General features: G+C 56.4%; 26 protein-coding genes and 3 pseudogenes. 20 read left to right on the top strand and 9 right to left on the bottom strand.

Annotated features, from left to right (window positions below):
- Positions 1–15: 15 nt before the first annotated feature.
- Positions 16–360, top strand: a complete 345-nt coding sequence (locus L248_RS06755) for a hypothetical protein (RefSeq protein WP_040535335.1) — start codon at positions 16–18, stop codon at positions 358–360.
- A gap of 700 nt (positions 361–1060) precedes the next feature.
- Here the strand turns inward: L248_RS06755 and thiD are convergent.
- The gene (gene thiD, locus L248_RS06745; protein ID WP_022529393.1) at positions 1061–1879 is read right to left on the bottom strand and encodes a bifunctional hydroxymethylpyrimidine kinase/phosphomethylpyrimidine kinase; all 819 of its coding nucleotides are present in this window, start codon (positions 1877–1879) and stop codon (positions 1061–1063) included.
- A gap of 162 nt (positions 1880–2041) precedes the next feature.
- On the opposite strand from thiD, the gene L248_RS06740 reads away from it, so the two are divergent.
- The 3 genes from L248_RS06740 to L248_RS06730 all read left to right on the top strand — a co-directional run bounded on the left by L248_RS06740 (position 2042) and on the right by L248_RS06730 (position 3593).
- Complete coding sequence (locus tag L248_RS06740) at positions 2042–2227, top strand: AbrB/MazE/SpoVT family DNA-binding domain-containing protein (RefSeq protein ID WP_022529392.1); 186 nt, start codon at positions 2042–2044, stop codon at positions 2225–2227.
- 21 nt (positions 2228–2248) lie between these two features.
- Entirely contained in the window at positions 2249–2476 is a 228-nt protein-coding gene (locus L248_RS06735; protein WP_022529391.1) for a CsbD family protein, read from the top strand.
- A 352-nt stretch (positions 2477–2828) separates the two neighbouring features.
- Complete coding sequence (locus L248_RS06730) at positions 2829–3593, top strand: glycosyltransferase family 2 protein (RefSeq protein ID WP_022529390.1); 765 nt, start codon at positions 2829–2831, stop codon at positions 3591–3593.
- On the opposite strand, the gene L248_RS06725 is transcribed toward L248_RS06730, so the two are convergent.
- On the bottom strand, positions 3547–4707 hold the full coding sequence (locus L248_RS06725) for a cation:proton antiporter (protein WP_022529389.1): 1161 nt from the start codon (positions 4705–4707) through the stop codon (positions 3547–3549). The two genes, L248_RS06730 and L248_RS06725, sit on opposite strands and share 47 nt — an antisense overlap.
- Positions 4708–5125: 418 nt before the next feature.
- On the opposite strand from L248_RS06725, the gene L248_RS06720 reads away from it, so the two are divergent.
- On the top strand, positions 5126–5314 hold the full coding sequence (locus L248_RS06720) for a hypothetical protein (RefSeq protein ID WP_022529388.1): 189 nt from the start codon (positions 5126–5128) through the stop codon (positions 5312–5314).
- Between the two features lie 190 nt (positions 5315–5504).
- Here L248_RS06720 and L248_RS06715 read toward each other — a convergent pair whose 3' ends face one another.
- The gene (locus L248_RS06715; RefSeq protein ID WP_051999884.1) at positions 5505–6905 is read right to left on the bottom strand and encodes an IS4 family transposase; all 1401 of its coding nucleotides are present in this window, start codon (positions 6903–6905) and stop codon (positions 5505–5507) included.
- A 147-nt stretch (positions 6906–7052) separates the two neighbouring features.
- Positions 7053–8090 carry a branched-chain amino acid aminotransferase gene (locus L248_RS06710; protein ID WP_022529386.1) on the bottom strand — a complete coding sequence of 346 codons (1038 nt, stop codon included), beginning with the start codon at positions 8088–8090 and terminating at the stop codon, positions 7053–7055.
- Between the two features lie 245 nt (positions 8091–8335).
- Between L248_RS06710 and L248_RS06705 the strand changes: the two genes are divergently transcribed.
- Both L248_RS06705 and L248_RS06700 read left to right on the top strand, forming a co-directional pair.
- Positions 8336–9439 carry a phosphomevalonate kinase gene (locus L248_RS06705; RefSeq protein ID WP_022529385.1) on the top strand — a complete coding sequence of 368 codons (1104 nt, stop codon included), beginning with the start codon at positions 8336–8338 and terminating at the stop codon, positions 9437–9439.
- 151 nt (positions 9440–9590) lie between these two features.
- Complete coding sequence (locus L248_RS06700; RefSeq protein WP_022529383.1) at positions 9591–10700, top strand: lactate oxidase; 1110 nt, start codon at positions 9591–9593, stop codon at positions 10698–10700.
- 131 nt (positions 10701–10831) lie between these two features.
- On the opposite strand, the gene L248_RS06695 is transcribed toward L248_RS06700, so the two are convergent.
- Entirely contained in the window at positions 10832–11233 is a 402-nt protein-coding gene (locus tag L248_RS06695; protein ID WP_196812001.1) for a GntR family transcriptional regulator, read from the bottom strand.
- Between the two features lie 296 nt (positions 11234–11529).
- Here L248_RS06695 and L248_RS16515 point away from each other — a divergent pair.
- From L248_RS16515 to L248_RS06685, 3 genes and pseudogenes are all read left to right on the top strand, one after another.
- Positions 11530–12027: pseudogene (locus tag L248_RS16515) on the top strand (coiled-coil domain-containing protein); the annotation flags it as partial.
- A 339-nt stretch (positions 12028–12366) separates the two neighbouring features.
- A pseudogene (locus L248_RS16510) lies at positions 12367–12615 on the top strand (hypothetical protein); the annotation flags it as partial.
- A gap of 93 nt (positions 12616–12708) precedes the next feature.
- Complete coding sequence (locus L248_RS06685; RefSeq protein WP_022529380.1) at positions 12709–13092, top strand: hypothetical protein; 384 nt, start codon at positions 12709–12711, stop codon at positions 13090–13092.
- Between the two features lie 61 nt (positions 13093–13153).
- Here L248_RS06685 and L248_RS06680 read toward each other — a convergent pair whose 3' ends face one another.
- Positions 13154–13525 (bottom strand): DUF488 domain-containing protein, encoded by a 372-nt coding sequence (locus L248_RS06680; protein WP_022529379.1) that lies wholly within the window; start codon positions 13523–13525, stop codon positions 13154–13156.
- Between the two features lie 53 nt (positions 13526–13578).
- Here L248_RS06680 and L248_RS06675 point away from each other — a divergent pair, with 53 nt between their 5' ends.
- Together L248_RS06675 and L248_RS06670 are read left to right on the top strand one after the other, a co-directional pair.
- The gene (locus L248_RS06675; RefSeq protein WP_022529378.1) at positions 13579–14250 is read left to right on the top strand and encodes a DNA-3-methyladenine glycosylase; all 672 of its coding nucleotides are present in this window, start codon (positions 13579–13581) and stop codon (positions 14248–14250) included.
- Positions 14251–14385: 135 nt separating this feature from the next.
- Positions 14386–14634 (top strand): hypothetical protein, encoded by a 249-nt coding sequence (locus L248_RS06670; protein WP_040535332.1) that lies wholly within the window; start codon positions 14386–14388, stop codon positions 14632–14634.
- A 123-nt stretch (positions 14635–14757) separates the two neighbouring features.
- On the opposite strand, the gene L248_RS06665 is transcribed toward L248_RS06670, so the two are convergent.
- Both L248_RS06665 and L248_RS06660 read right to left on the bottom strand, forming a co-directional pair.
- A complete protein-coding gene (locus L248_RS06665; protein ID WP_040535330.1) occupies positions 14758–15096 on the bottom strand; it encodes a DsrE family protein in 339 nt (112 codons plus the stop codon).
- Positions 15089–16549: a DUF2252 domain-containing protein gene (locus L248_RS06660; protein WP_022529375.1), complete on the bottom strand. Its 1461-nt coding sequence runs from the start codon at positions 16547–16549 to the stop codon at positions 15089–15091. Before L248_RS06660 ends, L248_RS06665 begins: the two co-directional genes overlap by 8 nt.
- Before the next feature lie 155 nt (positions 16550–16704).
- On the opposite strand from L248_RS06660, the gene L248_RS06655 reads away from it, so the two are divergent.
- Both L248_RS06655 and L248_RS06650 read left to right on the top strand, forming a co-directional pair.
- Positions 16705–16884 carry a hypothetical protein gene (locus L248_RS06655; RefSeq protein ID WP_022529374.1) on the top strand — a complete coding sequence of 60 codons (180 nt, stop codon included), beginning with the start codon at positions 16705–16707 and terminating at the stop codon, positions 16882–16884.
- Between the two features lie 22 nt (positions 16885–16906).
- Positions 16907–17566: a hypothetical protein gene (locus L248_RS06650; RefSeq protein WP_155828583.1), complete on the top strand. Its 660-nt coding sequence runs from the start codon at positions 16907–16909 to the stop codon at positions 17564–17566.
- A gap of 98 nt (positions 17567–17664) precedes the next feature.
- On the opposite strand, the gene L248_RS06645 is transcribed toward L248_RS06650, so the two are convergent.
- Positions 17665–19524, bottom strand: coding sequence for a heavy metal translocating P-type ATPase (locus L248_RS06645; RefSeq protein WP_022529372.1), 1860 nt, complete (start codon positions 19522–19524; stop codon positions 17665–17667).
- A 143-nt stretch (positions 19525–19667) separates the two neighbouring features.
- Between L248_RS06645 and mutY the strand changes: the two genes are divergently transcribed.
- The 6 genes and pseudogenes from mutY (at position 19668) to L248_RS06615 (ending at position 24700) form a co-directional block, all read left to right on the top strand.
- Positions 19668–20771 carry an A/G-specific adenine glycosylase gene (mutY, locus tag L248_RS06640; protein WP_022529371.1) on the top strand — a complete coding sequence of 368 codons (1104 nt, stop codon included), beginning with the start codon at positions 19668–19670 and terminating at the stop codon, positions 20769–20771.
- A gap of 14 nt (positions 20772–20785) precedes the next feature.
- The gene (locus tag L248_RS06635) at positions 20786–21037 is read left to right on the top strand and encodes a hypothetical protein (protein ID WP_022529370.1); all 252 of its coding nucleotides are present in this window, start codon (positions 20786–20788) and stop codon (positions 21035–21037) included.
- Between the two features lie 273 nt (positions 21038–21310).
- Positions 21311–22306, top strand: coding sequence for a mannose/fructose/sorbose PTS transporter subunit IIA (locus L248_RS06630; RefSeq protein ID WP_022529369.1), 996 nt, complete (start codon positions 21311–21313; stop codon positions 22304–22306).
- A gap of 45 nt (positions 22307–22351) precedes the next feature.
- The gene (locus L248_RS06625; protein ID WP_022529368.1) at positions 22352–23170 is read left to right on the top strand and encodes a PTS mannose/fructose/sorbose transporter subunit IIC; all 819 of its coding nucleotides are present in this window, start codon (positions 22352–22354) and stop codon (positions 23168–23170) included.
- 17 nt (positions 23171–23187) lie between these two features.
- Positions 23188–24094, top strand: a pseudogene (locus L248_RS06620) (PTS system mannose/fructose/sorbose family transporter subunit IID).
- A 156-nt stretch (positions 24095–24250) separates the two neighbouring features.
- Positions 24251–24700 (top strand): DUF956 family protein, encoded by a 450-nt coding sequence (locus L248_RS06615; RefSeq protein WP_022529365.1) that lies wholly within the window; start codon positions 24251–24253, stop codon positions 24698–24700.
- Positions 24701–24768 lie beyond the last annotated feature (68 nt).

Genomic DNA, 24768 nt, shown 5'->3' with positions numbered 1-24768 from the left:
CAGAAACACACATCGATGAAAAACAAAAAGACAGCCAACCTAATCAAAAGTATCGTCCAAGGGCATTCTTCTCTGCGCTTCACCTTAAATGCGTATCGGTTTAACCTATTCATTGACATACTGACGTTGGTCATCGGCATCCCTGTGGCAGGGCAGGTTGTCAAGGTACTGCGACATCCGCAGGGTTCTCAATTATTCAACGCAATGCCCACCGAGCTTGGCTTCATTCTTATATTTGGGATAATTGCAATGGGGGATGCAATTTACTGCGGATTGCGTATTCACACAGTGAAACGAGCTGAAAGAAAATCATCCTCTGACAACGATCACTATCCTCATAAACCAGGGATCAAACGATAAAGACTTCTGTTGTGGGCATCTTAAGTTTCATGAGTGTGGCCAACATTTCCACAAACGTAGAAGTGAAAGCGACCAAATTCGTACGATATCGTACAATTTGGTCGCTTCTTCTACCACACGAAGCGTAAGTTAAACGTCGGATAATTCAGTACGCAGACGAGGCTACTACCATCCCGGATGATTACAGGATCAGTAGGAGCCTTGCTTCTCATTATTCGAGCTCTGAGTGTTACTGGGCAAACCGGGCTTGGCAGACCGAATGGAAAGTTGTTCTTCAATACCAATACTGGTGAGCAAACGTTCTGGCCGCTGATACCGGAGCCATTTCACCTCAGCTTGGTAGTGGGGCCATTGCAGGTGACCGTTCAGAATCCGCGTGTAAAGCCGTAACCGTTCCAAATTTAAGGCTTTAAGCGGCTGTCACAGTACGCCTTCCACAAAACAGAAACAGGGAGTGGGCAAACACGTCCAAGTTGGATTCAGATTGAAAGATTCAGTCTTGCTGCTTTCTTGGACAATCGCACTGTAAGAATGGGCTTTTGGGTATTGGCAATTTGCCCGTGAGAAATCAGATGCATCTTCACAAACCACTCCCAGGTGGCAAACGTCTCTTCAACCTAAATAAGGCTGGAACCCAATTCACAAGACGAGCGCAATGCACTGTCCGTAGATTGGGTCGCAACCTTATGTTCGTTGCAGCCTACTTGAGCCGCGTCATTTTTGGTGCCCAGTGATTGATGGGACCGAACTTATGGCCCACCGCGATGGGGTCGGCGATGGCTTCGTAAGTATACTGTTTGGCGATGCGGAAGGCGTCGGCCATGCCGTTGCCCTTGGCCAGTTCCGCCGTGATGGCGGCGGAGAGGGTGTCGCCGGTGCCGTTGATGTGCTCGGTGGCGACATAGGGCGCACTCAGCCAGAAGCTGGTGCCGTCGGCCAAGAGGGCGAAGTCGCGGACCTCATCCTGGTCGCCGTCGTGGTGCGCGCCTTTGACCAGAACGTTTTTGGCGCCCATGTCTTGCAGCTTATGGGCGGCGGTGACCATATCGGCGTCGGTGGTGATATCCATTTCTGCTAGTTTTTGGGCTTCGAAGAAGTTCGGGGTGATGACGGTGGCCAGAGGAATCAGCTCCTGGCGAAGGGTCTCGTAGGCACTTTCTTCCAGCAGCATTGCGCCGTGCTTGGTGATGATCACCGGGTCCAGGACCAGGGGGCCGAAGGTGCCGGCCTTGACGTTCGTTGCGACGGTGCGGATCAGTTCGGAGTCAGAAAGCATCCCGGTCTTCGCTGCCCGAATCTTAAAGTCCGCCGCCAGCGTCTTGAACTGCTGGGCAATGAAGTCGGTGGGCATGTTGTGGGCGGCGTCAATACCGTAGGAGTTGCCAGATACCGCAGCCGTGAGGACACACATGCCGTGCACACCTAACGTAAACATCGTGGTCAGATCGGCTTCCATGCCAGCGGAGCCGTCGGAGTCGGCGCCAGCAATGGTCAGTGCTTGGGGAAATTCATTTGCCATCTCAAATCCCTCGTTTCTTGATATTTTTATGGATTAGAGCCCATTATACATGGGATTGCGACGGGGTCCAGCAATCACGATTTTGTGGGCAAAAAAGTAGGAAAAATGGGCCCACCTTGGTATCATTATAAGCGTGGGGAGTGTGCATGAAGGAGGCCCCAAATGGTTCACCGCAAACACAATCGAGTAGATGGGAAAGGACGCATTGTCATTCCGGTGAAAATCCGCCAGGCAATGGGTATTGAGCCCGGCAGTATGATCGAGTTTGATTATATGGCTCGGCGCCATCAACTTGTGATCCGCGCGGTCACCGAGACGGATCAGCGTGCACACAATCGGGAAACCTAATCACCTAAAGGAGTGGTGTGAATGTCTAAGACAGAAGATCAAATGCATAATGCCAAGGACCACCTCGCTGGTAAGGCAAAGGAGACCTATGGTAAGGTGACCGGTGATAAGCAGGCCGAAACCGAAGGCAAAGCTCAAGACTTGAAAGCTGATGTTGGCGATAAAGTCTCTGAGATCAAAGAAAATGTCTCCGAAAAGGTCGGCGATCTCATCGATCGGGTTAAGAACAAAGACGAAAAAAAAGACTAGCCAGGTGCTAGTCGGCTGCCGCTAAGCTGTGTGGGCTTGGCGGCTTTTTTAGAGAGCGGAGCCGAGCGGTTAGGCCACCCAGGCTAAGTGGCCCTAACACCGAAAGCCCCGCACTTGGGCTTTTGGTGTTAGGGTCCTTAGACTGTGGTGGCCTGCTCGGCGGAGCTCGTTTCCAGAGGTAGCCAAGGAGGTCAGCCCCGTACTTGGGCTTTTGCTGTTGGGGTCCTTAGACTGTGTGGGGCTGTCGGCCGGAGTCCGTTTACGGAGGCACCCACTCCCCGCCAAGCATATCCTTTGCCTTTCTCTCCCAATGCGTCTAAGATGACCGCAACTTCGAAGGAGGCTGAGTGAGATGGCCAAAACATTAGATATCGTGGTCCCGTTCGATAATCTGGGCGGGTACTTCAAGAATTCACTGAACAGCTTGCGGCAGCAGGACACGGACGACTTCACGGTCTGGCTGGTGGATGACGGCAGTACCGATGGGTCGCTGCGGCTGGCCCAGGAGACGGCCGCGGCCGATGCCCGCTTCCAGGTCGTTCAGCTGCCGCACCATGAGGGCACATCGGCGGCTCGCAATGCCGGGGTGGCGGCTGGTACAGCGCCGCTGGTCACCTTCGTGGACGGCGATGATCAGGTGGCGCCGGCTTTTGCGGCAACGCTCATTGAAGGCTTCCGCGCGCACCATGCCGACATCGTCTCCGTCGGGTACACCTGGGGCGGCGGCTGGTTCCGGCGGGGCAGCACAGGCGGCCGGGACCGCTGGCAGCAGATCAGCAAGCCGGACATGCTGGACCAAGTCACCCACCACGGCACGGCCGTGGGCGGCTACATTTGGAACAAGGGGTTCTCCCGGGCAATGCTGACCAGTCACGGGGTGACCTATGACACGAGTTTAAAAATTGCCGAGGATTATCTGTATGCCACGGAGGCCGCGGCCGCCGGGGAGAATTTCTGGTATAACCCGGTGGTGCTGTATACCAAGATCAACCGGCCAGGATCAACGATCCATTCCCGGACGTGGGAGATGAGCCAGCAAGAGGGCGATGTGTTCACCCGGATGGCGGCGATCAGGCAGCAGGCGCTGGCTGCGGATGCAGGTAGTGCTTCAAGATAAACGGCGACAGCAGCGTCGTCAGCAGGATGACGATGACGATGGCCGGGTACTGCTCGGCTGGGAAGAGGTGGGCGTCGTTGCCAATTTGAGCGGTGATGAGCGCCATCTCGCCCCGAGACACCATCCCCGCGCCGATGGTCAGCCCTTGCTGCTTGGTGAAGCCGCCCAGCATCGCGCCGGCCATACCGCCATAGAGTTTCGTTAATACAGCCAGGATGGTGAACAAGACGATCAGCACTAGGTCGGCCCAGCTCAAGGTGAGCTTCATCTGCAAACCGATCCCAACGAAGAAGAAGGGGACGAAGAAGGCATAGCCCATGGGCTCGATGCTGGCGTCCACTTCTTTTTTTGTGGGCGTTTGGGCCACGGCGACGCCGGCGAAGAAGGCGCCGACCACATCGGACAAGCCCACAAAGTCCGCCAAGGCAGCGGTCCCCAGCAGGATGACCATCGCCATCAGCGTCGGTCCAGCAATCACCAGCAAGCGTTCGCTGAAACGCATCAGCAGCGGTGCCAACCAGCGAATGAGAACAACGATGCCGCCGAAGAAGAGCAGCTGTTCACCGATCGACAGCAACAGGTTGGGCTGCTCTCCTGCTTTCTGCGCGCCGCCGAAACTAATGAAGAAGCTTAGCAGCAGGACGCCGAGGATGTCGTCGGCCACCGCGGCCCCGAGAATCGTGGCCCCCTCCGGCCGGTTCAGCGCGTTTTCTTCCTTCAGCACATCCACCGAGATACTCACGGAGGTGGCGGAGAAGACGATGCCCACCAGAATACTCTCGATCACCGACATCCCCAGCAGCTTGCTGGCGACGCCCAGGGCAATGACTGGAGCGGCCACGCCGATGCAGGCGACGTACAGCGACGGCTTGAGGAAGCGGCGCAGCAAGTGCAGGTCGCTTTCCAGCCCGGCAAGGAACATCAGAACGATGACGCCGAGTTCAGAAAAGATCGACATGACTTCGCTGGGCCGCAGCCAGCCGAGGACAGCCGGGCCGAGCAGGATCCCGGCGAGCAGCTGACCAACGACGGCCGGCATATTCAGCCGACGAGAGATTTGGGCGAGGATCGTGGTGGTCGCAAGAACAAGAACAATAGGGAGGAGAATGGCCATAGGAGGAGCGTGTTCCTTTCTGTCATGACTAAGAGAAGAAAAAAGAAGGGGCGCAGAAACTGTTTTCGAAACGGCTTACGCCGCCAGCAGCTCTGCGTCCCAATAGGTTTGGCACCTACGGATAATATACCAGAAAATTGGGGACAATTCAATGAAACGGCATTGGTACCCTTTAACCGCAACGCAAAATCTGGTACTATCTCATCCGAGGAAGACCGCTTCTCTCTGCGATTAGTTTGGCGACTAATGAGAGGACTAGCGGTCTTCTTTTTGTGCGACCACTCCCTACGAGGAAAGCTTTACATAAAGCGCTGAGACCATACTAGGACGGGCTGCTGAGCCCTTATCAAACAGGACGGTTTACTAGTTTGTAAGCGTTTTTTGCTATAATTGGGATGCTTAGTAGGGAGGGATTGTCGTGCCGAAGATGAAACCAGCACTTGCCATTGCACTAGCGCTCTTGTTGGGCCTGTTTGTTGCGCTGTCGTTTACTGATTCGCCAATCTACCGGTACATGACCACCGGATTAGTCGTCCTGACCATTGGCTATGTGTTCTGGCGGCTGGCTCTGCTGATTATCGTGAACGTACGCTCGCGGCGGCATTGACTGCCAGCGCCAGCCAGCCGGAGGGCCCAAATCGCCGGGTACCCGAAGCTTCCTACGCAAAAAAACCGGGGCAGCAGCCACACCGCCAGAAGCGCAGTGACGATTGTCCCGGTTTTTTTCTCTCTTACTTCTATAGAAACTAACTGAAATATGAAAGCTAGATTTGGCTGAACCCCTTGGCTGACGGGGCTTAAGTGCCCCAAAATTGAGTACATCCTGTTAAATCAGGGGCATTTTCAAGTCTCCTGGGCAGACCAGCCAAATAATTGTCGATCGTGTTATTTAATGCGGTTCTGGGCACTCCGTATTGCTTGCAGAGATGGCGGACTGCTCCAATCAGCCCAGCTAACAGCGTGATCAAGGTAATGGTGGGCATGGCCTTCTCCATTCGTAGGAAGACGTCACCGAGCGTCTCCTTATCCATCCCCATTCGTTTTTGCCAGACCAGCAAATCATAGGTGAGCATTACAATGGCGATATGACCGCATAGGCCGTCGTAGTCCTGGATCTTGGTTTGGGTCAGCCGCAGGTACTGCTTGGCTGTCTTGAAATAGCCCTCAATCTGCCAGCGGCGCTCGTATAACGAGACGATCTGGTCAGGACGCAAACCGATTTTCGTGGTGGCGAGGACCAAGTAGGTATCGTGCCGGTGCCGATCGGTGACGAAAATCAGCCGCAACGGGAACTCCTGAGTACCGACATGGGCTTTCACTTTGACATTGTACAAGTACTTGGCATACTTCCGGTGATGCTCTCGGCGCAGTGTATCGTATATGTTTTTCACGCTCCGCAATTTGCCCTGGAACCGGTAATACACTTTCTCGGTGCGCTTGACCATACCCAAGCCGTGCATACCCAACCGACGCAATTGGAAGAACATCTTAGGCGAGCTGAACCAACTGTCAAATAACACAATCGATGCATGGAGACCGCACTCCTGTGCTTTCTGAAGAAGAATAAGGGCGACTTCATTCATCGGCCTCATCGCCAGGGTCCGGCGTTGGCCTGCATTGGAACGGCAATCGATAGTCTGTGCTGGTGCACCGACCCGATTCTTAGCCGCCTTGCTCGACAGTGGGAGGTTATTGACCGGCATGAAGTTTTTCCCGTCGCTCAGGCCCAGGGTGAGATCGCGAAAGCTGCGTTTGTACTGACTGGAGTCGTGGTCATATCCGTTGGCGAGCAGCTCAGTTTTCTTACCCTGAGGACGAGGCATGATCGTATCATCCAGGATAAAGGCCAGGTTGGCGCGGTTGTCGAAGATAAAACCAGCGTTGACCAGGAGTCCGGCAAGGAATCCGCTGGTCAGCTTACACCAGTTGATACGTCCGTCTTCTAAGACGTTATATGCGGTCCGCTTGGTAAAGCAGGCCGGCCAATCTGACCGGTAAAGCGACCGACCGGCAAATTTCACCCAAGAAAGGATGGCCCCCAAGACATCGGGGAAGGAAAGAGACGACCGCCGCTTATAATTAACTTGGCGGGTCAACCGGGTTATGTGGACCAGGTGAAAGGCCATCTGGATTGGCTTCTTTAGCCAACTTTCAACTTTGTTCTGCTTCTGAGACCGGTTCTGTGTTATATTACTCATGGCGCAAGCTCTCCTTTGTTACTGATTTTCGTCGAATCCAGTATACAACGCAGGAGAAAACTTGCGCTTTTATTGTGCAGTCATAAAGCCCAGAACGACGGGCTTGAAGAGCAAAAAAAGACCGATTGAACTTTCACATTTCAGAAACTAAGTTAAAGGCACTTCCTGTACCCAGCCAGCGGGGCCGTCCACATCGCCGAACTGGATCCCCGTCAGCAAGTCATACAGCTTGTGGGTGATCGGGCCGACTTTCTTCTCGTCGTAGAACACGTGGTAGTGGTCGCCGTACTGAATGCCGGCAATGGGAGAGATGACCGCGGCGGTACCGCAGGCAGCGGCTTCGCCGAACTCGTCCAGCTCGTCGATGCTGATGCGGGTCTCCTCCGTCTTCATGCCCAGCACGTGCTCGGCCAGGTAGAGGCTGGAGTACTTGGTGATACTGGGCAGGATCGAGGGCGACTTGGGCGTCTTCAGGGTCTTGCCGTCCTTCGTGAAGGCCAGGAAGTTGGCGGAACCGACTTCTTCGATGTAGCGGTGGTGCACCGGGTCGAGGTAGATGGCGTCGCTGAAGTGGTGGGTATGGGCCTCCTGGCCGGCCAGGAGGCTGGCGGCGTAGTTGCCGCCGACCTTGCTTTGGCCGGTGCCGTTATGGGCCGCGCGGTCGTAGTCCACGACCAGGAAGCTGGTGGGAGTCAAGCCGCCCTTGAAGTAGGGGCCGACCGGCATGGCGAAGATGCGCAGGACATACTCGGGCGCTGGGTGCACGCCAATGTTTTCACCGACCCCGATGAGCAGCGGGCGAATGTAGAGCGTGGCACCGGTGCCGTAAGGCGGGACGTAATCGGCGTTGGCCGCCACGACCAATTTGACGGCGTTGAGAAAGTCGTCGGTGGGGTATTCCGGCATCAGCAGCCGGTCAGCGGAATGCTGCAAGCGCTGGGCATTTTGGTCCGGGCGGAACAGCAAGATGCGACCGTCCTTGGCCCGGTAAGCCTTCATGCCTTCGAAAGCGCCTTGACCATAGTGGAGAATCGGTGAGCTTTCGTTCATTGTCATATTAGGGTCTTTGGTGAGCTGGCCCGGTTCCCAGGCCCCATCCCGCCAGTGTGCTTCAAAGCGGTAAGGTGTCTGCATGTACTCGAAGCCGAGATGCTGCCAGTCAATCGTCTTGGGATCAGTGAGCATGGGTATTCCCTCTTTTTCAGTAATTTACTACACATCATACACTCACTTTCTGAGATGTCCAGAGATTTCATAATATTTTTGGCAAGTTTCTTAACATTGTCCATTTCTCTGGTCCAGTCCCGCTGGCCGAGAATTTCTGATGATTTGGGAAAGATGGCGGACCGCGGTTGCGCCGCAGGGGTGGTGACTGGTACTATTTTCCCTAGACTTACGATAATGTCACATAGACAAGGACGGGCTATTACGTGATTACTGTCAAAGCACCAGGAAAGTTATATATTGCCGGCGAGTACGCTGTTGTGGAAGCGGGCGAACCCGCAGTCATCGTGGCCCTGAACCAATTCGTCACGGTGCGCATCGAAGCCGCCCACGGGATGGGCCGTATCCAATCGAAGCAGTACCAAGAAAACTCGATCACCTGGCAGCGCCAGGGCGACGAAATGGTCTTCGATAACCGGGACAATCCCTTCCATTACATCCTTTCGGCGATTCGGCTGACGGAAGCGTACGCTAGCGAGCAGGGCAAGGCCTTACGGCTGTTCAATCTGTATGTTGATTCCGACTTGGATTCTGCCGACGGCCGTAAGTTCGGTTTGGGCAGCTCAGCGGCGGTGACCGTCGGCACGGTCAAGGCTCTGCTGCAGTTCTACGGCCTGGCCCTCAGTCAGGAACAGATCTATAAGCTGGCCGCCATCGCTCACTTGGACATCCAAGGAAACGGGTCGCTGGGCGACATCGCCGCCAGTGTTTTCGGCGGCTGGATCGCTTACCGGTCCTTCGACCGGGAATGGCTGCGGGCCCAGCGCAACCTGGCCTCGCTCAGCGAACTGCTGGCGATGCCCTGGCCGGGGCTGGATATCGAACTGCTCACCCCACCGGAGAGCCTTCGCTTGCTCATCGGCTGGACCGGTTCGCCGGCTTCTACCTCCCACTTGGTGGACCAGATCAAGGCGGCCACGTCCCGCTCCCGGACCGAGTACAAGCATTTCTTGCACCGCAGCCGGGCCGTTGTGGAGAAACTGGTCCAGGGTTTCCGGGAGGGCAACTTGGCCCTCATCAAGCAGCAGATTGGCCGCAACCGTTTCTTACTCCAGCAACTGAGTCAGTTCAGCCACGTCCATATTGAGACCGCCAAACTGACCCAGCTCTGCGACCTGGCCATTGCGGCCGGCGGGGCGGCGAAGACCTCCGGTGCCGGCGGCGGCGATTGCGGCATCGTGATCCTCGACCGGCATATCGACCCGGAGACACTGATCGCTCAGTGGCACCAAATCGGTGTCCAGCACTTGCCGCTCAGCGTTCATCTGATTCCGGCGCCGGCGGTCACGGCCCTGCGGGAAGCACGGTAGCTAATTAGTCCACATTCGCATCCAGGGGAGTCCCGGTTTGGGGTTGTCCTGGTATTTTTTTGCAGAAAGCCTTGCTTACTTTTTGTAAGTGGATATAATGGGTCTTGTAGCGGTGCAGGTGCCGCATTGAAATTGGAGGTTGATTTTACTTATGACAATGACCAATGGTTACGAGCAAAGTGATCGTGAACAAAAACTGGATTTCATTAATGTCAACGACTTGGCCAAAGAGGCCCAAGCCATCATCCCTAAGGGCGGCTACGGTTATATCCGCGGCGGCTCCGAGGACGAGTGGACGTTGCGGGAGAACACGCTGGCCTTCAACCACGCCCAGATCATTCCCCGGGCGCTGACGGACATGGAGAACCCCGCCACCGACACCGAAGTCTTCGGCTTGAAGCTGAAGACCCCGCTGATGATGGCGCCGCTGGCGGCCCAGGGCTTGGCCCACGCCAAGGGTGAGACCGACACGGCCCGCGGCGTCGCAGCTGTCGGCGGCTTGATGGCCCAAAGTACTTACTCGTCCACGTCCATTGCGGACACAGCGGCGGCCGGCAACGGGGCCCCGCAGTTCTTCCAGCTCTACATGAGCAAGGATTGGGACTTCAATCACCATCTGTTGGACGAAGCCAAGAAGGCCGGCGTGAAGGGCATCATCTTGACCCTTGACGCACCGGTGGACGGCTTCCGGGAAGACGATTTGCGCAATCACTTCCAGTTCCCGATTCCCATGGCCAACCTAACGGAGTACTCTGAGGGCGATGGTTCCGGCAAGGGTATTGCGGAGATTTACGCCGCAGCGGCCCAGAAGATCGGCCCGAAGGATATCGAGCGGATCGCCGAGTACACCGATTTGCCCGTCATCGCCAAGGGCATCATGAGCCCGGACGATGCGATGAAGGCCATTGGCGCCGGCGCGGCCGGGATCTACGTTTCTAACCATGGCGGCCGTCAGCTGAACGGCGGCCCGGCCTCCTTCGACGTGCTGCCGAGCATCGCCCAGGCGGTCAACCACAAGGTACCGATCATCTTCGATTCCGGCGTTCGCCGCGGTTCCCACATCTTCAAGGCCCTGGCCGCCGGTGCTGATCTGGTTGCTTTGGGCCGGCCGGTCGTCTACGGCTTGGCTTTGGGCGGTGCCCAAGGTGTCCAGAGCGTCTTCGAGCACTTGGCCGACGAGCTGAAGATCGACATGCAGCTGGCAGGGACGAAGACCATTGCTGATGTGAAGAACACCCGCCTGGCCCATTTCCCAGCTTAATTCGGACAACATTCGGACAACATAATATAGATAGAAAAGCGCCTGTGCGGACGATTCGGTCCGGGCAGGCGCTTTTCTCGTATGCTGGTAAGGATGGGGATAGGGGGATGACACGAATACGGGAATGATGGCTAGGATTGGGGCATCTTCGGTGTCGATTGCGGCAGCGGGTGGAAATGGAGCAGGATCTGCTGGCAAAGGTCTTGCAGCTGTCGAATGGTCAGACCCTGCAATAATCCCTTCGCCAACGCCACGGTCAATTCCGGCGTGATGATCTCGTCTGTGGTGATGGGCAGCTGGGTGCTGATGCGGGTGCCGCGGTGGCGGTCGCCCTCCACGTAGCCGTCCGTCTTAAGTAACTGGTAACACTTGGAGACGGTCATCGGATCGATGTTCAGACTGGTGCCGAGTATCCGGGTGGCAGGGAGCTGCTCGCCGGGGTGCAGCTCGCCCGTGGCCACGCCGATAATGATCTGTTGGGCCAGCTGGATGTAGATAGGTTGGGCACTGTCTTCCGTGATGTGGAACTGCACGAAAATCACCGCCTTGGGTTGTATTGCTTGCATTAATACAATAACGGCAAGTTACGTATATTATAGAACAGCTTGTATGACATTCATAGACCGTTTACATTATTTGCTGAACCCGTGTTGATACGCGTATCTAGCGGGTTTCATGACATTCAGGCCCTGTCAATATTGCTTATAGGCCCTCCTTTATTACAGATTTGTTGACCTTACAAGTTGAATGTGGCAACCTGTAAAGATCTCGTTACGAAACTGTAACAATCACCGTGTTATCGTGTACAGAGTTCAGGAGGTCATCAAACATGAAGAAAATTTCACGCGTTTTAGCAGGGATTGCCGCCCTTATGATGCTCGGCAGTCTCGTCACTCCCGTGAATGTACACGCTGATTCGGTCTCCGATGCGAAGTCCGCCATCAGCAGCAAGAAGGATATTTCGAACAAGCTGGTCAATGAAATCAATGACCAGACCAACAAGTTGAACGATTTAAACAAGCAAGTCGTCGCCAAGCAAAGCGAGTTAGACAGTACCGAAGAGGCGATCGACACCGCCCAGGCGCGGATCAGTGAACTGTCGGGGAAGATCAGTGCCATGCAGACCCAGATTGCGCAGCGTAAAGACACGCTGAAACAGCAGCTGATTGCTTTACAGAAACAGAACGCCGATACCGTAACCGGTAATATCTACATCGACTTTCTGCTCAAGAGCGACAACTTGTCCGACTTGATCAGCCGGACCTTCACCGTCAACAAGATCTCTGGGGCCACCAAGGATGCCTTAACGGCCGTCCAGGACGCCCAGAAGCAGCTGGCCAGTCTGAAGACTGAGCAGCAGCAGAAAGAAACCCAGCTGCAGAGCCAGAAGCAGCAGATCGTGCAAGACCAGAATGACTTGCAGGCGGCGCAAAAAGCCGCGCAAGACCAGCAAACGAAGCTCCAGCAAGAATTGAATGACAATAAGTCCCAGCTGTCCGGCCTGCAAGCCCAGCTGACTTCTGCCCTGGCTGCCCAAAAGGCCCAGCAGGAAGCCTTAGCGGCGAAACAGTCCAGCAGTACCGCCGCGAGCAATACGAGCGCCGCGCCGACGAATACCAGCACCAGCACCGGTACCAGCAGCAGTTCATCCGGTATGCGGGTCATGAAGATTTCGTTCTATGACCCCGCCGTTCTCGGGTCCAGTATGGGCTACGGCGGTGTTGCCGCCGCACTGTCCATCTATCCGAAGGGCACTCGGTTGAAGATCGTCTTCGCCGATGGTACCGAGATCCACCGGGTCGTCAACGATACCGGTACGTTCGCCTACAGCAATCCGAACCAGTTGGATGTCGCTTGGCCCAACGCGTCAGTACCCTCTTACGGGGTGACCACTGCGGTCGTTACCGTCGAATAATCAATGAAACTTTCATTCTCCAGGCTGCGGTCTGGGGATTTTTTTCACCCCGGCTTACCAAACGCGCTATAATGGTGTACGAGGCGATGAATTATGGCAGATAGCGAAAAGAAAGACACTGCAAAGAACACAGCACCCAAAGTCGAAATCAAAGACGACGTGAAGGCCCTTGGCGAAAAGCTGATGACCCGCGGCTACATTACCGAGAAGGACACCCCGAACATGAAGGATGCCGTATACGCCAAGGCACTCGCCAAGGCTATCGACAAGGAAGTACGGAGTGAAGAAAAAGACCCGTTCATCCAGTTCGAGAGCTTCGACTACCAAAAGGGCGACATTAAGAACATCATCTTCAACATGGATATTATCAAGTCCCGGGACGACGCCATGGATACCTTGAGCGCCGAACTGGGCGAGAAAGAAATCAAAATCACCAAGCAAGCCGAGGAAGAAATCAACGAAATCGGCAACGTTTGATTGTTATTTAAAATGCCGGATCCCTGCGCGTGAGCAGAGAACCGGCATTTTTTCGTCGTTGTTATTGGATGCCTTTAGCCGCTAAGTAGTCTTGCAGGACGACGGCTTGGTTGTGCGTCTCGTCCTTGGCGCCGAAGAGCAGGACCACCGGACCGGTTGCGGCCTTATCCTTGACCAGCTGCAAGAAGTCCGGGGTCGCCGGATTGGCGTCCAGTTCTGCAATGTAGCGCTGCTTGAACTCCGGGTACTTCTCCGGGTCATGGCCGAACCACTGGCGCAGTTCGGTGCTCGGGCCAATCTGCTTATCCCATTCGTCCAATTCCGCCTTGACCTTCGACACACCCCGGGGCCACAGCCGGTCCACCAGAATCCGGTAGCCATCCTTCGGGTCGGGTAACAAGTCCCCGTAGATACGTTTGATTTTGACACTCATCGGACTCACCTCTAAGATAAGTTTAGCATTTCAGGAAGAAAGGAGCGGAGCAAATGGCATACGCCGACTTTTTCACCGGACGTTCAACGCAGGCCATTGCCCAGGACTTGTTAGGCCGGCCGCTGCTGTACCATTCACCGGCAGGGCTCGTAGGCGGCTGGATCGTTGAGACCGAGGCCTATCTCGGTCAGGCCGATAATGCGGCTCACGCCTACCAAGGCCACCGGTCACCCGCCAACGAGGCCCTGTACGGCCCGCCGGGGACGATTTATATCTATGAGCGGCGCGGCTTGTTTATGTGCGATATTGCCGTGCAAGCCGCAGAGGTCCCCCAGGGGGTGCTGCTGCGCGGCATTCAGCCCGTCTGGGGGATCGACATCATGCAGGCCAACCGTGCCGGCCGGTCCTTGGGCGAGCTGACCAATGGGCCAGGCAAGCTGTTTCGGGCGTTCGGCGTGCGCGACAAAAGCTTGAACTTACATCATTTAGCGACGGCGCCGCTGACGGTGGTGCTGGCCGATGAATGGCGCAGCCTTCCCCGGACGATCGCGGATTCTGCCCGGGTTGGCGTCCGCGCCGGCGGCTGGCATGACCGGCCGTATCGGTTTTACGTTGCCGGGAACCCGTGGGTGTCGAAGACGGCGAAGCGGTCGTGGCGGGCAGATCATGGCTGGGCCCGCGAAGCTCCGGTGGATTTGCCGAGGACATTATTACCTGGGAAATAATGGCGCTTCTCATTGATGTGTCAGTACGCACGGGTGACAGAGCAGACCCAATCCCGAATTGAGAACTGCCAATGTAGAGATATACGTTCTTACTGTGATACAATTTCTTCAGGGTCAAAGATTGGGGTGTTGACGATGAGTTTCCTAAACCTTTTGACTGTAGTGACGAGGCCCTTCGTCCAAACAGTTACTGGTGTTAGCCGCATCATTACTAAAGTGATGCAGCCTGTGGCGGCCAAAAAGCGCTCTTACTACCCAGCCATGTCAAAGAAAAGCGATGAAGCGAAAATTTCTGGTGATTTTCGAGCAATTGGAAATGACCTCTTTAAGGTGCTGAATAATTACGAGCAAAAACACCGACACCCACTCACCAACCGGTGGTAATGATATCGACCGTGCGGTAAACCAAGTGCATCAATTACCGCCAAGCGATAACCAGACTCAAGACGTCAATCAGAAATAGAAAAAAAGAGAGCGCGGATTTTGTTCGCCCTCTCTTTTTCTATTCTAGGGCTTGATGTATCGGTACCCGTCATCCTGCAGCGCCGCCAGGTCAGCCACCCCCGCCGGCACCACCGTCACGCCCGCCGGCAGCTGGCTGTCTGCTAAGCCATGGCTCTGCATCGAGTTATGGCAGGCGTGGAAGGCCACACCGGCGCTTTGCAAGGTATCCACCTGGTCCCGCAAACGGGCTACCAAATAACCCATGATGGCGTCGCCGTTGATCAGCACAACGATGGTGTAGGACGTGCCGCTGCTTTTGCCGTAAGCCAGCAGGTTCTGGACGTTGCTTAGTGCGTGGTCCCACTTTTCTAACTCATCCACATGGAATACGACCTTAGTCATCGTCATCGTCCTCCTCATCTTCGGCAGCCGGCAGCGCCAGCGTCTGGTCGTTGATGGCCGCCATGAAGGCGTCGTAGTCGGCGTGGACTTGCTGGGCATAGGCCTGGGACCAGTCGATCAGCGCACTGACCAGCTTCCTCTTCTGACCGGCGTAACCCCGGACCAGGGCCCCGGTGGGACTCTGGGCGTGGCCCCGGGCCAGCAGCAGCGCACAGATGCGGGCGTAGGTATCGAAGTCGTCCTTGTCCATTTTCTCAATATCCATGGATTCCTTCATGTCGCGGAATTGGCGGACGTAGAAACTGCGGCCGGTGTCGTCGTTATGGTAGAAGCCCAGGAACGGGTCGGAGGCGCGCTGCAGGATCTGCTGGCAGGTGACGATACGCTCGCCGTTGTCGGGGCCGTCCTGGCTGAAGCGGGTGGTCACGTCGAAGCCTTGGAACCGGCGAGTGGGCAGGGCTTCCTTGATCTGCAGGACCAGGTGGCTGCCGTCGATGGCGGTGAGCAGGACCAGGTAGCAGCGGGTGCCGAAGCTGCCGACCCCGACGCTGTGGCGGACGATGTCGCTGACGTGGAACTGGGACAGGAGCACCGCCACGTCGGGCTTGACGGTCTGAATATAGGTCCGCAGATGGGTGGCGATCTCCTTGAACCGTTTGTCAGAAACATGTACCGTCCTCGGTGCGTTCTCCTTGAAGATCAGGTGACCGCGGTCGTCCAGCGTCGTGAACTTGCGGACGACTTGCTCGGAATCCCGGGCGGGGGCGTTGTCCTTGATCTTGCGCCACAACTTGGGCAGTGACGCCCCCTCGGCCTGGGCCGTCAGGAAGCTCTCGACTTCAGTGGAGAAGTAATAGCGTTCCAGGGCACTATGGTCGTCGAAGCACTCGATGATGATCTGCTGGTAGGTCTGGACGGTGTGGGTCATGATATCTTCCAGATCGTCCTCGTCCAGCTTGATCTGCTCCCCCGCCAAGATAATGCTGACGAGCAGCCGGCGGACGTCCCAATCCCAGCTGCCGATGGTCGACTCATCGAAGTCGTTGAGGTCGAAGAGCAGCTTGCGTTCCGGCGAGGCATAGAAGCCGAAGTTGCCGACGTGGGCATCACCGGAGATGACGACGGGAATATTCGTGGCCGTCTGCTTGGTCAAGTCGTAAGCCATCAGTTCATCGGTACCGCGAAAGAAAGAAAAGGGCGAGGCCGCCATCCGCTCGTGACGCAGCGGGACCAATTCCTTAATGAAGGCCCGTTCCACGTGCTGGATGCCTTGGACGACATCCCGGTGGACGGGCTTGAACTCTGCGAGCGCACTGAAGGGCACCTTGTCCCGGATGTCCTTGCCCATATTCTGCAGCTCGCTGACCGTGTTCTTGATGCGGATCTGACTTAGGTCATACCGCAAACGGGACACCTTTTTAGGTGTCGTGAGCGGTTTCGTTTCGTTCGCCATACTAAGACCCCTTTGCGTACAATGATTACTTCCATTGTGGGCACGGCAGGCAGTCAAGTCAACGGTTTTGCTAATCTGACAAATTGTGAGACAGTTTTGTTCACGCTGGCACATGTAAGCGGTACACTATGGGCAATATGGAGGAGGTTGCTGGCATGCAAAATTTCAAAGGAATTCAAGGCATTCTGCGTATCGTCGCATTGATTGGGCTGTTGCTTGCAGTGGTCACGTTCTTCGTGCAGTCACTGCGTCAGTTTTTGCCGGTAGCAATCGTTTTGGCTGGCGTTGCCGGTATTGCCGGCCAGCTGGTCAACAGAACCCCGCGGCCGCACTGATCGGCAGATTGGAGAAAATATCATGGGCACTCTACTGTGGTCTGAATGGTGTCAAATGGGCCGGGATTGGTTTCATTGGTGGGGCCTCGCGGGGGTGGCCGTCGTCCTGGCCGCCGGGGCGATTTTTAGTCAAGGCGGCTGGTGGCTTGGCGCAGTTATTGTGGCCATAGTCGCCATTATTGCCGCGGTCTATCACCTTTTTGCGCTTGACACCCAGCACCAGCAACTGGCGGGGGAATTGGCCGCCGGCCAGTCCCCGCTGACCGTCGCCGCCGTGCGCTGTCTCAGCGCTCTGTTGGCTTTGGTGGTCGCTGGGGCCGTCGCACTGGGCTATTTAGCCCTGCTGCACCGGTTTGAGCCGGCGGTCGTCTCTGCCCGGGCAGTGGCCGTTATTGGCGGTGCAGCCATTGTGATTTTTTGGTGGCTGCTTTTCTGGTTAATGCCGTTTCTGTTCTCCGGGTCGCCCAATGGACCCGTGGGCGGTATGCTGCTCCTTTTCGGCGGTGCCTACGCGCTGGTCCAGTTCGTTATTCCGCCTCAGGTCATTACGGCGTTCACCGCACCGGCCCGCCGGGTGATGATGTTGGTCACCGTGAGCGCAGCCTCGGCGGGCCTGATGCTCCTTTCATTTCTGGCAAGTATCCTGGTACTCCGTCACCGTATCCGCACCAATGACTTCTAGACGGCATACAAATACCCCTGACCGGATCATCCCAGTCAGGGATATTTTCTGATCGTAATAGAATTCAGAAACGGGGCGTTTCTTACCTCACCCGGGCATTATTCCCGCACAGCGTTGGCCTTGCCGACCACCCGGTGCTGGGGCCGGTTGTTGCTGTCGCTGGGCGCTAGGGACTTGCCGTGACGCGCCCGCAGTGCCCAGAGAATGGAGACGGTGTCGATGACTTCCTGGAGCATCGCGCCGAAGAGGGCGGGGATGGCGCCAGTCGAGGCCACCAGCATCAGTGCGGTACAAATGAAGATGCCCAGCAGAACGGACTGCTTGGCCACGTTCATGGTGTCCCGGGAGATGCGGACGGCACGGGTCACTCGGCCCAAGTCGTCCTTGAGAATGACCATGTCGGCCGATTCACTGGCCGCGGTGGAGCCGTGGGCGCCCATGGCGATCCCGACATCGGCTACGGACAGGGACGGGGCGTCATTGACCCCGTCACCGACCATCACGCTGGGCCGCTGATCGTCAGGGAGACTGTTCAGCATGTCGATCTTATCCTGGGGCAGGCACTCGGCCTGCAGGTCGTCAATGCCCACCTCGTCGGCAATCGCCTGGGCGGTCTCCTTCTTATCCCCCGTGAGCATCATGACGTGATTGATGCCCAGGGTATGCAAGTCGGCAATGGTGTCCTTCGCTTCGGGCCGCAGTTCGTCATTGAAGGTGATCAGACCGGCATAGGTGCCATTGATGCTGACGTAGACCGCGGTCCCGTCCACGACGGCACTAGCCGGTGCGCCCGCGAAGTCGGCCTTGCCGACGCGGATGGTCTCGCCGCCGACCTTGGCGGTGACCCCGGCGCCAGTGGTTTCTTCAATACTATCGGTGGCCAGCAGCTTATCCCGGCGGGCACTCTTGACCAGCGAGCGGGCGAGAATATGGTTAGACTGCTGCTCAGCACTGGCGGCCGCTTGGAGCAGATGGGTGGCAGAAATGTGGTCCGTGGGCCGTACTTTGTCCACGGCCAATACACCGCGGGTAATTGTGCCGGTCTTATCGAAGGCAATCGTCTTGGCGCCGGCCAATTTCTCAATCACGGTCCCCGTCTTGACGATAATGCCGTTGCGGCTGGCCCGGCTCATGCCAGAAACCAGGGCCACTGGCGCGGCCAAGATCAGCGGGCAGGGTGAGGCGACGACCAGCACTTCAGCGAACCGGTGGGGGTCGCCGCTGACCGCCCAGGCAATGCCGGCGATCAAGTACGCAACGAGGGTAAAGGGCACGGCGTACCGGTCAGCTAAACGGACAAAGTGGGCTGGCCGGGCTTCGGACTCTTTAACCAGCGCAACGATCTTCTGATACTGACTGTCGGCGGCGGCCTTCGTGGCCCGAATCGTCAGCGCCGTATCGCCGTTGACCGCCCCGGACATCACTTCGTCGCCGGTGCGCCGCTCCACCGGCCGGGATTCCCCGGTCAGCGATGATTCGTCCAGCGTGGAGCGCCCGTTAATGATGATGCCGTCGACAGGAACGACTTCGCCGGGCTTGACCAGCAGATGATCGTCGATGTGCACATCTTCAATGGTAATGTCCTTCAGCCGGTCCCCTTCGAAGCGATGGGCCGTGGATGGTGAATTATCGAGTAAGCTCTTCAGCTCAGAGCCGGCTTTATGCTGGGCATAATCCTCCAGTGCATCGCCGCCGGTGAGCATCACCAGAATCATCAGCGCGGCCCAGTATTCACTGATCGCCAGGGTGGCGATGATGGCGGTGATGGCCAGGATATCGACCCCGTACTTGCCGGACCGTAATGTTTTGATCATTTCAATAAGCATGGTGAACGCAATGACTGACCCCATGAGGGTGACGATGACTTGGGCAGCAATATTCAGATGGAAGACGAATTGCAGGACGAGTGCCAGGACACCAATGGCAATGGTGGTCAGCAGCTTGGTTTTGTGTGACATAAGAAACGCCCCTTTCTGTAACTACTCCTAAATTATAATCATTCTAAATTAGGAATGCAAGCGTGGAGATGGGAATATACCGAGGTATCTTTACATATCCATGGTACCATGATGGAGCAAGAAAAGCGAAGGGCGGATTCAAAATGATCCAATGGGATGCAGCAACCATTAAGCAATTTCAAGACACCTTACTGGGCTGGTACGATGCCCATGGCCGGGCTTTGCCCTGGCGGCGGGACCACGCGCCATACCACGTCTGGCTGTCCGAAGTGATGCTCCAGCAGACCGGGGTGCAGACCGTGATTCCTTACTATGAGCGGTGGCTGGCCCATTGGCCCACCCTGACGGATCTAGCCGCCGCGGATGAGGCAGCCGTTCTCAAAGAGTGGGCCGGCCTGGGCTATTATTCCCGGGCCCGCAACCTGTTGAAGACCGCCCAGATCATCACCCAAGAACGGGGTGGTCAGTGGCCGACGACGGCAGCGGGGCTGAAGCAATTGCCGGGCATCGGCGATTACGTCGCCGGCGCCGTAGCCTCCATTGCCTTCGGCGAACCCGTCCCGGCCATTGACGGGAATGCCTACCGGGTCTTTGCCCGGCTGCTGCTGATCGATACAGACATCCGCAGCGGCGCCGCCCAGAGGGTGTTCCGGGCAGCCATCACCCCCCTGATCCCCCAGGACCGGCCAGGGGATTTCAACCAGGCGGTCATGGATCTAGGGTCCAGCTACATGACGGCGAAGCATCCGGATAGTGCCCATTCTCCGGTGGCCGCTTTCGACGCTGCGTACCAGCAGGGCGTCACAGATCAGTATCCCGTGAAGAGCGCGAAGAAAAAGCCAGTGGCAAAGACATACACCGCCCTGGTCCTGACGACACCGGACGGGCAAGCAGTGTGGCAGCAGCGGCCCAGTCGAGGGCTGTTGGCCAGTTTGTGGACGTGGCCGCTGCTGACCGGGGACCAGCGGGCAGCGACCGTACCGGAGCTGCTGACGCAATTGGCGGCCGCTCACGCCATCACCATGGCGTCAGCGGCAGTGCTGCGGGACCAGTCGGTGGGCGCCGGCAGCGTCACTCACGTGTTCACCCACCAGCACTGGACGGTGTATCTGCGGCACTTGACCTTGGCGGCGCCAACAGCACTCCCGGCCAATGCCCGCTGGCTGCCGCTGGCTCAGCAGACGCTGGCTGAACCCACACTGCAGAGGAAGATGGCGGCGTACTATAATAAGAACAAGACAGATTAAGGAGGCGGCCAGCCATGCGGGCAGCAGCAGCAACGATCGGCATTTTTCTCCTCGGCCTAGTGGCCATCATTATCCTCGCCCGGGAAGTGGGCTTACTGCACCGCATCAAACCCGCGGGGATGAAATTCGTGGGCTGGTGTGCCGGCTTAGGGCTGGTCTTCCTCCTGCTGGGGGCCTCTTGGGCCGCCGTCGCCGGCACTCTGGCGGCCCTGGCGGCGGTGGGCATCTTACTAGCCGCCCTCCACTTCAGCAATCGGTTGCAGTAATATTCACTTTTTAGAAAAAAGGCTTCACAAATCGTTCGAAAGCGGTTAAAATAATTGAGGTCGAAGTTGTCTAGACCAGTTGGGCGTTCGCCATGCATTGACAAGTGTTATTGCTAACAGGTGCCCTGGTCAAGATGCTATGATATTTACAGATGGGAATTTTCCTCGGCAAAGCCCTGCGTGATGGGGTTTTGCCGGTTTCGTGCCCATTGCTAGTGCCGTTTGGAACGGCCTCGCGGCTGTTCCGCACAGAAGTTTATAGGAGGCGAAGTTATGGTTGGCATCATTCTTGCAAGTCACGGTCAATTTGCCGCCGGGATCAAGCAATCCGGGCAAATGATTTTCGGTGAGCAGGAGAAGGTCGAAGCAGTGACCTTCATGCCCAACGAAGGACCGGCTGATTTGAAGGCCCACTTGGAAGAAGCCATCAGCAAGTTCGATCCGGACGATGAAGTGCTCTTCCTGATTGATTTGTGGGGCGGTTCTCCGTTCAATCAGGCCAATGGCTTGTATGAGGCCCACAAAGATAAATGGGCGATCGTCACCGGGTTGAATCTGCCCATGCTGGTGGAGGCATACGGCTCACGGTTGACGATGAATTCCGCGCAAGAGATTGCAGCGCATATCGTTGAGGCGGGTCGCGACGGTGTGAAGATCAAGCCCGAAGACTTGGAACCGAAGAGTACTGGGAATGCCGCCGCGCCGGCTGCCGATGCGGCACCGACGACCACCAACGGTCAGGTGGGGGCACCTGGGTCGATGCAGTACGTGCTGGCCCGGATCGATTCCCGGCTCCTCCACGGCCAGGTTGCCACGACTTGGACAAAGACATCCGGGGCAAACCGCATCATCGTGGTATCGGATGCCGTCGCGCACGACGAGTTGCGCAAGAAGCTGATCATGGAAGCAGCACCAGTGGGTGTGCATGCCCATGTGGTGCCGATTGACCAAATGATCAAGCTGGCCAAAGACGACCAGCATTTCGGCGGGCAAAAAGCATTGCTGTTATTCGAGAATCCAGAAGACGCATTGAAGGCTATCGAAGGCGGCGTGCCGCTGAAGGAACTGAACATCGGTTCCATGGCTCACTCCGTCGGCAAGGTCCAGCCCAACAAGGTGCTGGCCTTCAACCAGGAAGATATCGATACATTCAAGAAGTTGAAGGACATGGGCGTCAAGTTCGATGTGCGTAAAGTGCCGGGCGACAATGCCGACAATATGGACAACATCTTGAAGAAAGCCCAGTCCATGCTGGATCAGCAGAAATAATTGAATATCCTATTTCATTGAGAGAGAAAGAGAGGACTAATACCCATGAATTTGAACTGGATTCAGATCGTATTAGTCATCGGCGTGTCGTTTTTGGCGGGGATGGAAGGTATTTTGGATGAATTCCACTTCCATCAGCCGATTATTGCCTGCACGCTGATTGGCTTAGTCACTGGGAACTTGATTCCCTGTGTCATTTTGGGCGGTCAATTGGAAATGATCGCCTTAGGGTGGGCCAACATTGGTGCCGCCGTTGCGCCTGATGCCGCCTTGGCATCTGTTGCATCTGCTATTATTCTGGTTCTAGGCGGTCAAGGCCAAAACGGTGTCCACGCGGCCATCGCTATTGCCATCCCGCTGGCCGTCGCCGGCTTGCTGCTGACGACTGTTGTCCGGACCTTGGCCACTGGTGTTGTCCACCTGATGGACCGGGCTGCTGAAGAGGGCAGCTTCGCGAAGGTCGATATGTGGCAAATCGTTGCCATTATCATGCAGGGCCTGCGGATCGCCATTCCGGCCGGGTTGATTCTGGCCGTCGGGGCGTCTCGGGTGAGCGACTTGCTGCACATGATGCCGGCTTGGCTGACCGATGGCCTGGGCGTCGGCGGCGGCATGGTCGTGGCCGTTGGGTACGCGATGATCATCAACATGATGGCCACGAAGGAAGTTTGGCCGTTCTTCGCCATCGGCTTCGTGATGGCGACGGTGAAAGACTTGACCTTGATCGGCTTAGGGGCTATTGGTGTTGCCTTGGCGTTGATCTACTTGACACTGTCCAAGATGGGCGGCAGTTCAAACAGCGGCAACGGTTCTGGTAACAACAATACCGGTGATCCCGTCGGTAAGCTGATTGACGATTATTGAGAAAGGGGGGCTAACCAATGGCAGATCGTATTACGTTATCTAAAGCCGACCGGCTGCACGTTTGGTGGCGGTCGACGTTCATTCAAGGGTCTTGGAACTACGAGCGGATGCAGAACGGCGGCTTCGCCTATTCCATGATTCCGGCACTTAAGAAATTATACAAGACAAAGGAAGACCGGGCGGCAGCACTGAAGCGCCACTTGGAATTCTTCAACACGCACCCGTACTTGGCCTCCCCGATTATCGGGGTCACCCTTGGAACAAGACCGGGCCAACGGCGCACCAGTCGATGATGTCGCCATTCAAGGGGTCAAGGTCGGCATGATGGGTCCGTTGGCCGGTATTGGGGACCCAGTATTCTGGTTCACCATCAAGCCGATCATCGGTGCCCTGGCCGCTTCCCTGGCCATGACTGGGAATATCCTCGGCCCGCTGATTTACTTCTTTGCTTGGAACATCATCCGGATGGCCTTCACCTGGTATACACAGGAGTTCGGCTACCGGGTGGGATCTCGTATTACCGATGACTTATCCGGCGGCTTGCTGCAGGATGTCACGAAGGGCGCCACGATTTTGGGTATGTTTATCCTGGGATCGTTGGTCAACCGGTGGGTCGCAGTGAAATTCACACCTGTCGTTTCCACTGTGCCGAACCAAGCCGGTGCTTACATTGACTGGAGCAAGTTGCCCAGCGGTGCCAAAGGAATTCAAAAGGCACTGCAGCTGCAGCAGCAAGGCTTGTCTCTTACCCGAGACAAAGTCACGACCTTGCAGCAAAACCTGGACAGCTTGATTCCTGGGTTGGCAGCCTTGGGCCTGACCTTCCTCTGCATGTGGTTACTGAAGAAGAAGGTTTCACCCATCGTCATCATCCTCGGCCTGTTCGTGGTTGGTGTTGTGCTCCACGTTGTTGGCTGGATGTAATTCAATCACCTAATCAGCGTCAGTACGCAAACAAGTGAAGCTGCATACCCCTTACCGGATATGCAGCTTCATTGCGTTCAGCCCCCGGCCAGCGCGGGTTGAACCGGGCGTGTTACAATAGAAATAACATCAAGCAGAGGAGAAAGCGAGCACGATATGGTTGAATCATTGAACACAAAAGTCGACTTGGTGGTAGATGCCACATCGTACCTGGGCATGCCGGAATACGGCAAGATCATGGTGGGCGACAAAGGTTTCGAGTTCTACAACGAGAAAAACCTGAACCATTATATCCAAATCCCTTGGGACGAAGTGCGTCTGGTGATCGTCTCGTTCGTTTTCTGGAATAAGTGGATTCCCCGTTACGCCGTGGAAACCCAGAAAGCCGGCACGTATTCTTTCTCCTCCAAGGAACCTAAGCGCGTCCTGCGGGCGATACGGGAGTACATCCCGGCAGACCACATCGTCAAGTCGCTGAGCTTCTTCCAGGTCATCGGCCGGGCGTTCCACCGGCGCAAACAGCCGGCGGGCCAGACGGCTTCTGGGCCGGCCGTAAAGACAAGCAAGCTCACCAAGAAAAAGAAAAAAAGAGCGGGTAAGAAATGAGCGTATTCGTTGGCAGAAACCCGATGTTGTGGTAACCTCGACGCATCGATGAAGTGACGACTGGTCAT

The organism is Schleiferilactobacillus shenzhenensis LY-73 (assembly GCF_000469325.1).
GTDB lineage: Bacteria > Bacillota > Bacilli > Lactobacillales > Lactobacillaceae > Schleiferilactobacillus > Schleiferilactobacillus shenzhenensis.
The sequence above is the reverse complement of the archived record's forward strand: the minus strand, read 5'-3'. Positions and strand labels throughout refer to the sequence as shown.

Coding starts and splice junctions, on each gene's coding strand:
- L248_RS06755 (WP_040535335.1), top strand. CDS start 16: ATGAAAAACAAAAAGACAGCCAACCTAATCAAAAGTATCGTCCAAGGG.
- thiD (WP_022529393.1), bottom strand. CDS start 1,879: ATGGCAAATGAATTTCCCCAAGCACTGACCATTGCTGGCGCCGACTCC.
- L248_RS06740 (WP_022529392.1), top strand. CDS start 2,042: ATGGTTCACCGCAAACACAATCGAGTAGATGGGAAAGGACGCATTGTC.
- L248_RS06735 (WP_022529391.1), top strand. CDS start 2,249: ATGTCTAAGACAGAAGATCAAATGCATAATGCCAAGGACCACCTCGCT.
- L248_RS06730 (WP_022529390.1), top strand. CDS start 2,829: ATGGCCAAAACATTAGATATCGTGGTCCCGTTCGATAATCTGGGCGGG.
- L248_RS06725 (WP_022529389.1), bottom strand. CDS start 4,707: ATGGCCATTCTCCTCCCTATTGTTCTTGTTCTTGCGACCACCACGATC.
- L248_RS06715 (WP_051999884.1), bottom strand. CDS start 6,905: ATGAGTAATATAACACAGAACCGGTCTCAGAAGCAGAACAAAGTTGAA.
- L248_RS06710 (WP_022529386.1), bottom strand. CDS start 8,090: ATGCTCACTGATCCCAAGACGATTGACTGGCAGCATCTCGGCTTCGAG.
- L248_RS06700 (WP_022529383.1), top strand. CDS start 9,591: ATGACAATGACCAATGGTTACGAGCAAAGTGATCGTGAACAAAAACTG.
- L248_RS06685 (WP_022529380.1), top strand. CDS start 12,709: ATGGCAGATAGCGAAAAGAAAGACACTGCAAAGAACACAGCACCCAAA.
- L248_RS06680 (WP_022529379.1), bottom strand. CDS start 13,525: ATGAGTGTCAAAATCAAACGTATCTACGGGGACTTGTTACCCGACCCG.
- L248_RS06675 (WP_022529378.1), top strand. CDS start 13,579: ATGGCATACGCCGACTTTTTCACCGGACGTTCAACGCAGGCCATTGCC.
- L248_RS06670 (WP_040535332.1), top strand. CDS start 14,386: ATGAGTTTCCTAAACCTTTTGACTGTAGTGACGAGGCCCTTCGTCCAA.
- L248_RS06665 (WP_040535330.1), bottom strand. CDS start 15,096: ATGACTAAGGTCGTATTCCATGTGGATGAGTTAGAAAAGTGGGACCAC.
- L248_RS06660 (WP_022529375.1), bottom strand. CDS start 16,549: ATGGCGAACGAAACGAAACCGCTCACGACACCTAAAAAGGTGTCCCGT.
- L248_RS06655 (WP_022529374.1), top strand. CDS start 16,705: ATGCAAAATTTCAAAGGAATTCAAGGCATTCTGCGTATCGTCGCATTG.
- L248_RS06650 (WP_155828583.1), top strand. CDS start 16,907: ATGGGCACTCTACTGTGGTCTGAATGGTGTCAAATGGGCCGGGATTGG.
- L248_RS06645 (WP_022529372.1), bottom strand. CDS start 19,524: ATGTCACACAAAACCAAGCTGCTGACCACCATTGCCATTGGTGTCCTG.
- mutY (WP_022529371.1), top strand. CDS start 19,668: ATGATCCAATGGGATGCAGCAACCATTAAGCAATTTCAAGACACCTTA.
- L248_RS06635 (WP_022529370.1), top strand. CDS start 20,786: ATGCGGGCAGCAGCAGCAACGATCGGCATTTTTCTCCTCGGCCTAGTG.
- L248_RS06630 (WP_022529369.1), top strand. CDS start 21,311: ATGGTTGGCATCATTCTTGCAAGTCACGGTCAATTTGCCGCCGGGATC.
- L248_RS06625 (WP_022529368.1), top strand. CDS start 22,352: ATGAATTTGAACTGGATTCAGATCGTATTAGTCATCGGCGTGTCGTTT.
- L248_RS06615 (WP_022529365.1), top strand. CDS start 24,251: ATGGTTGAATCATTGAACACAAAAGTCGACTTGGTGGTAGATGCCACA.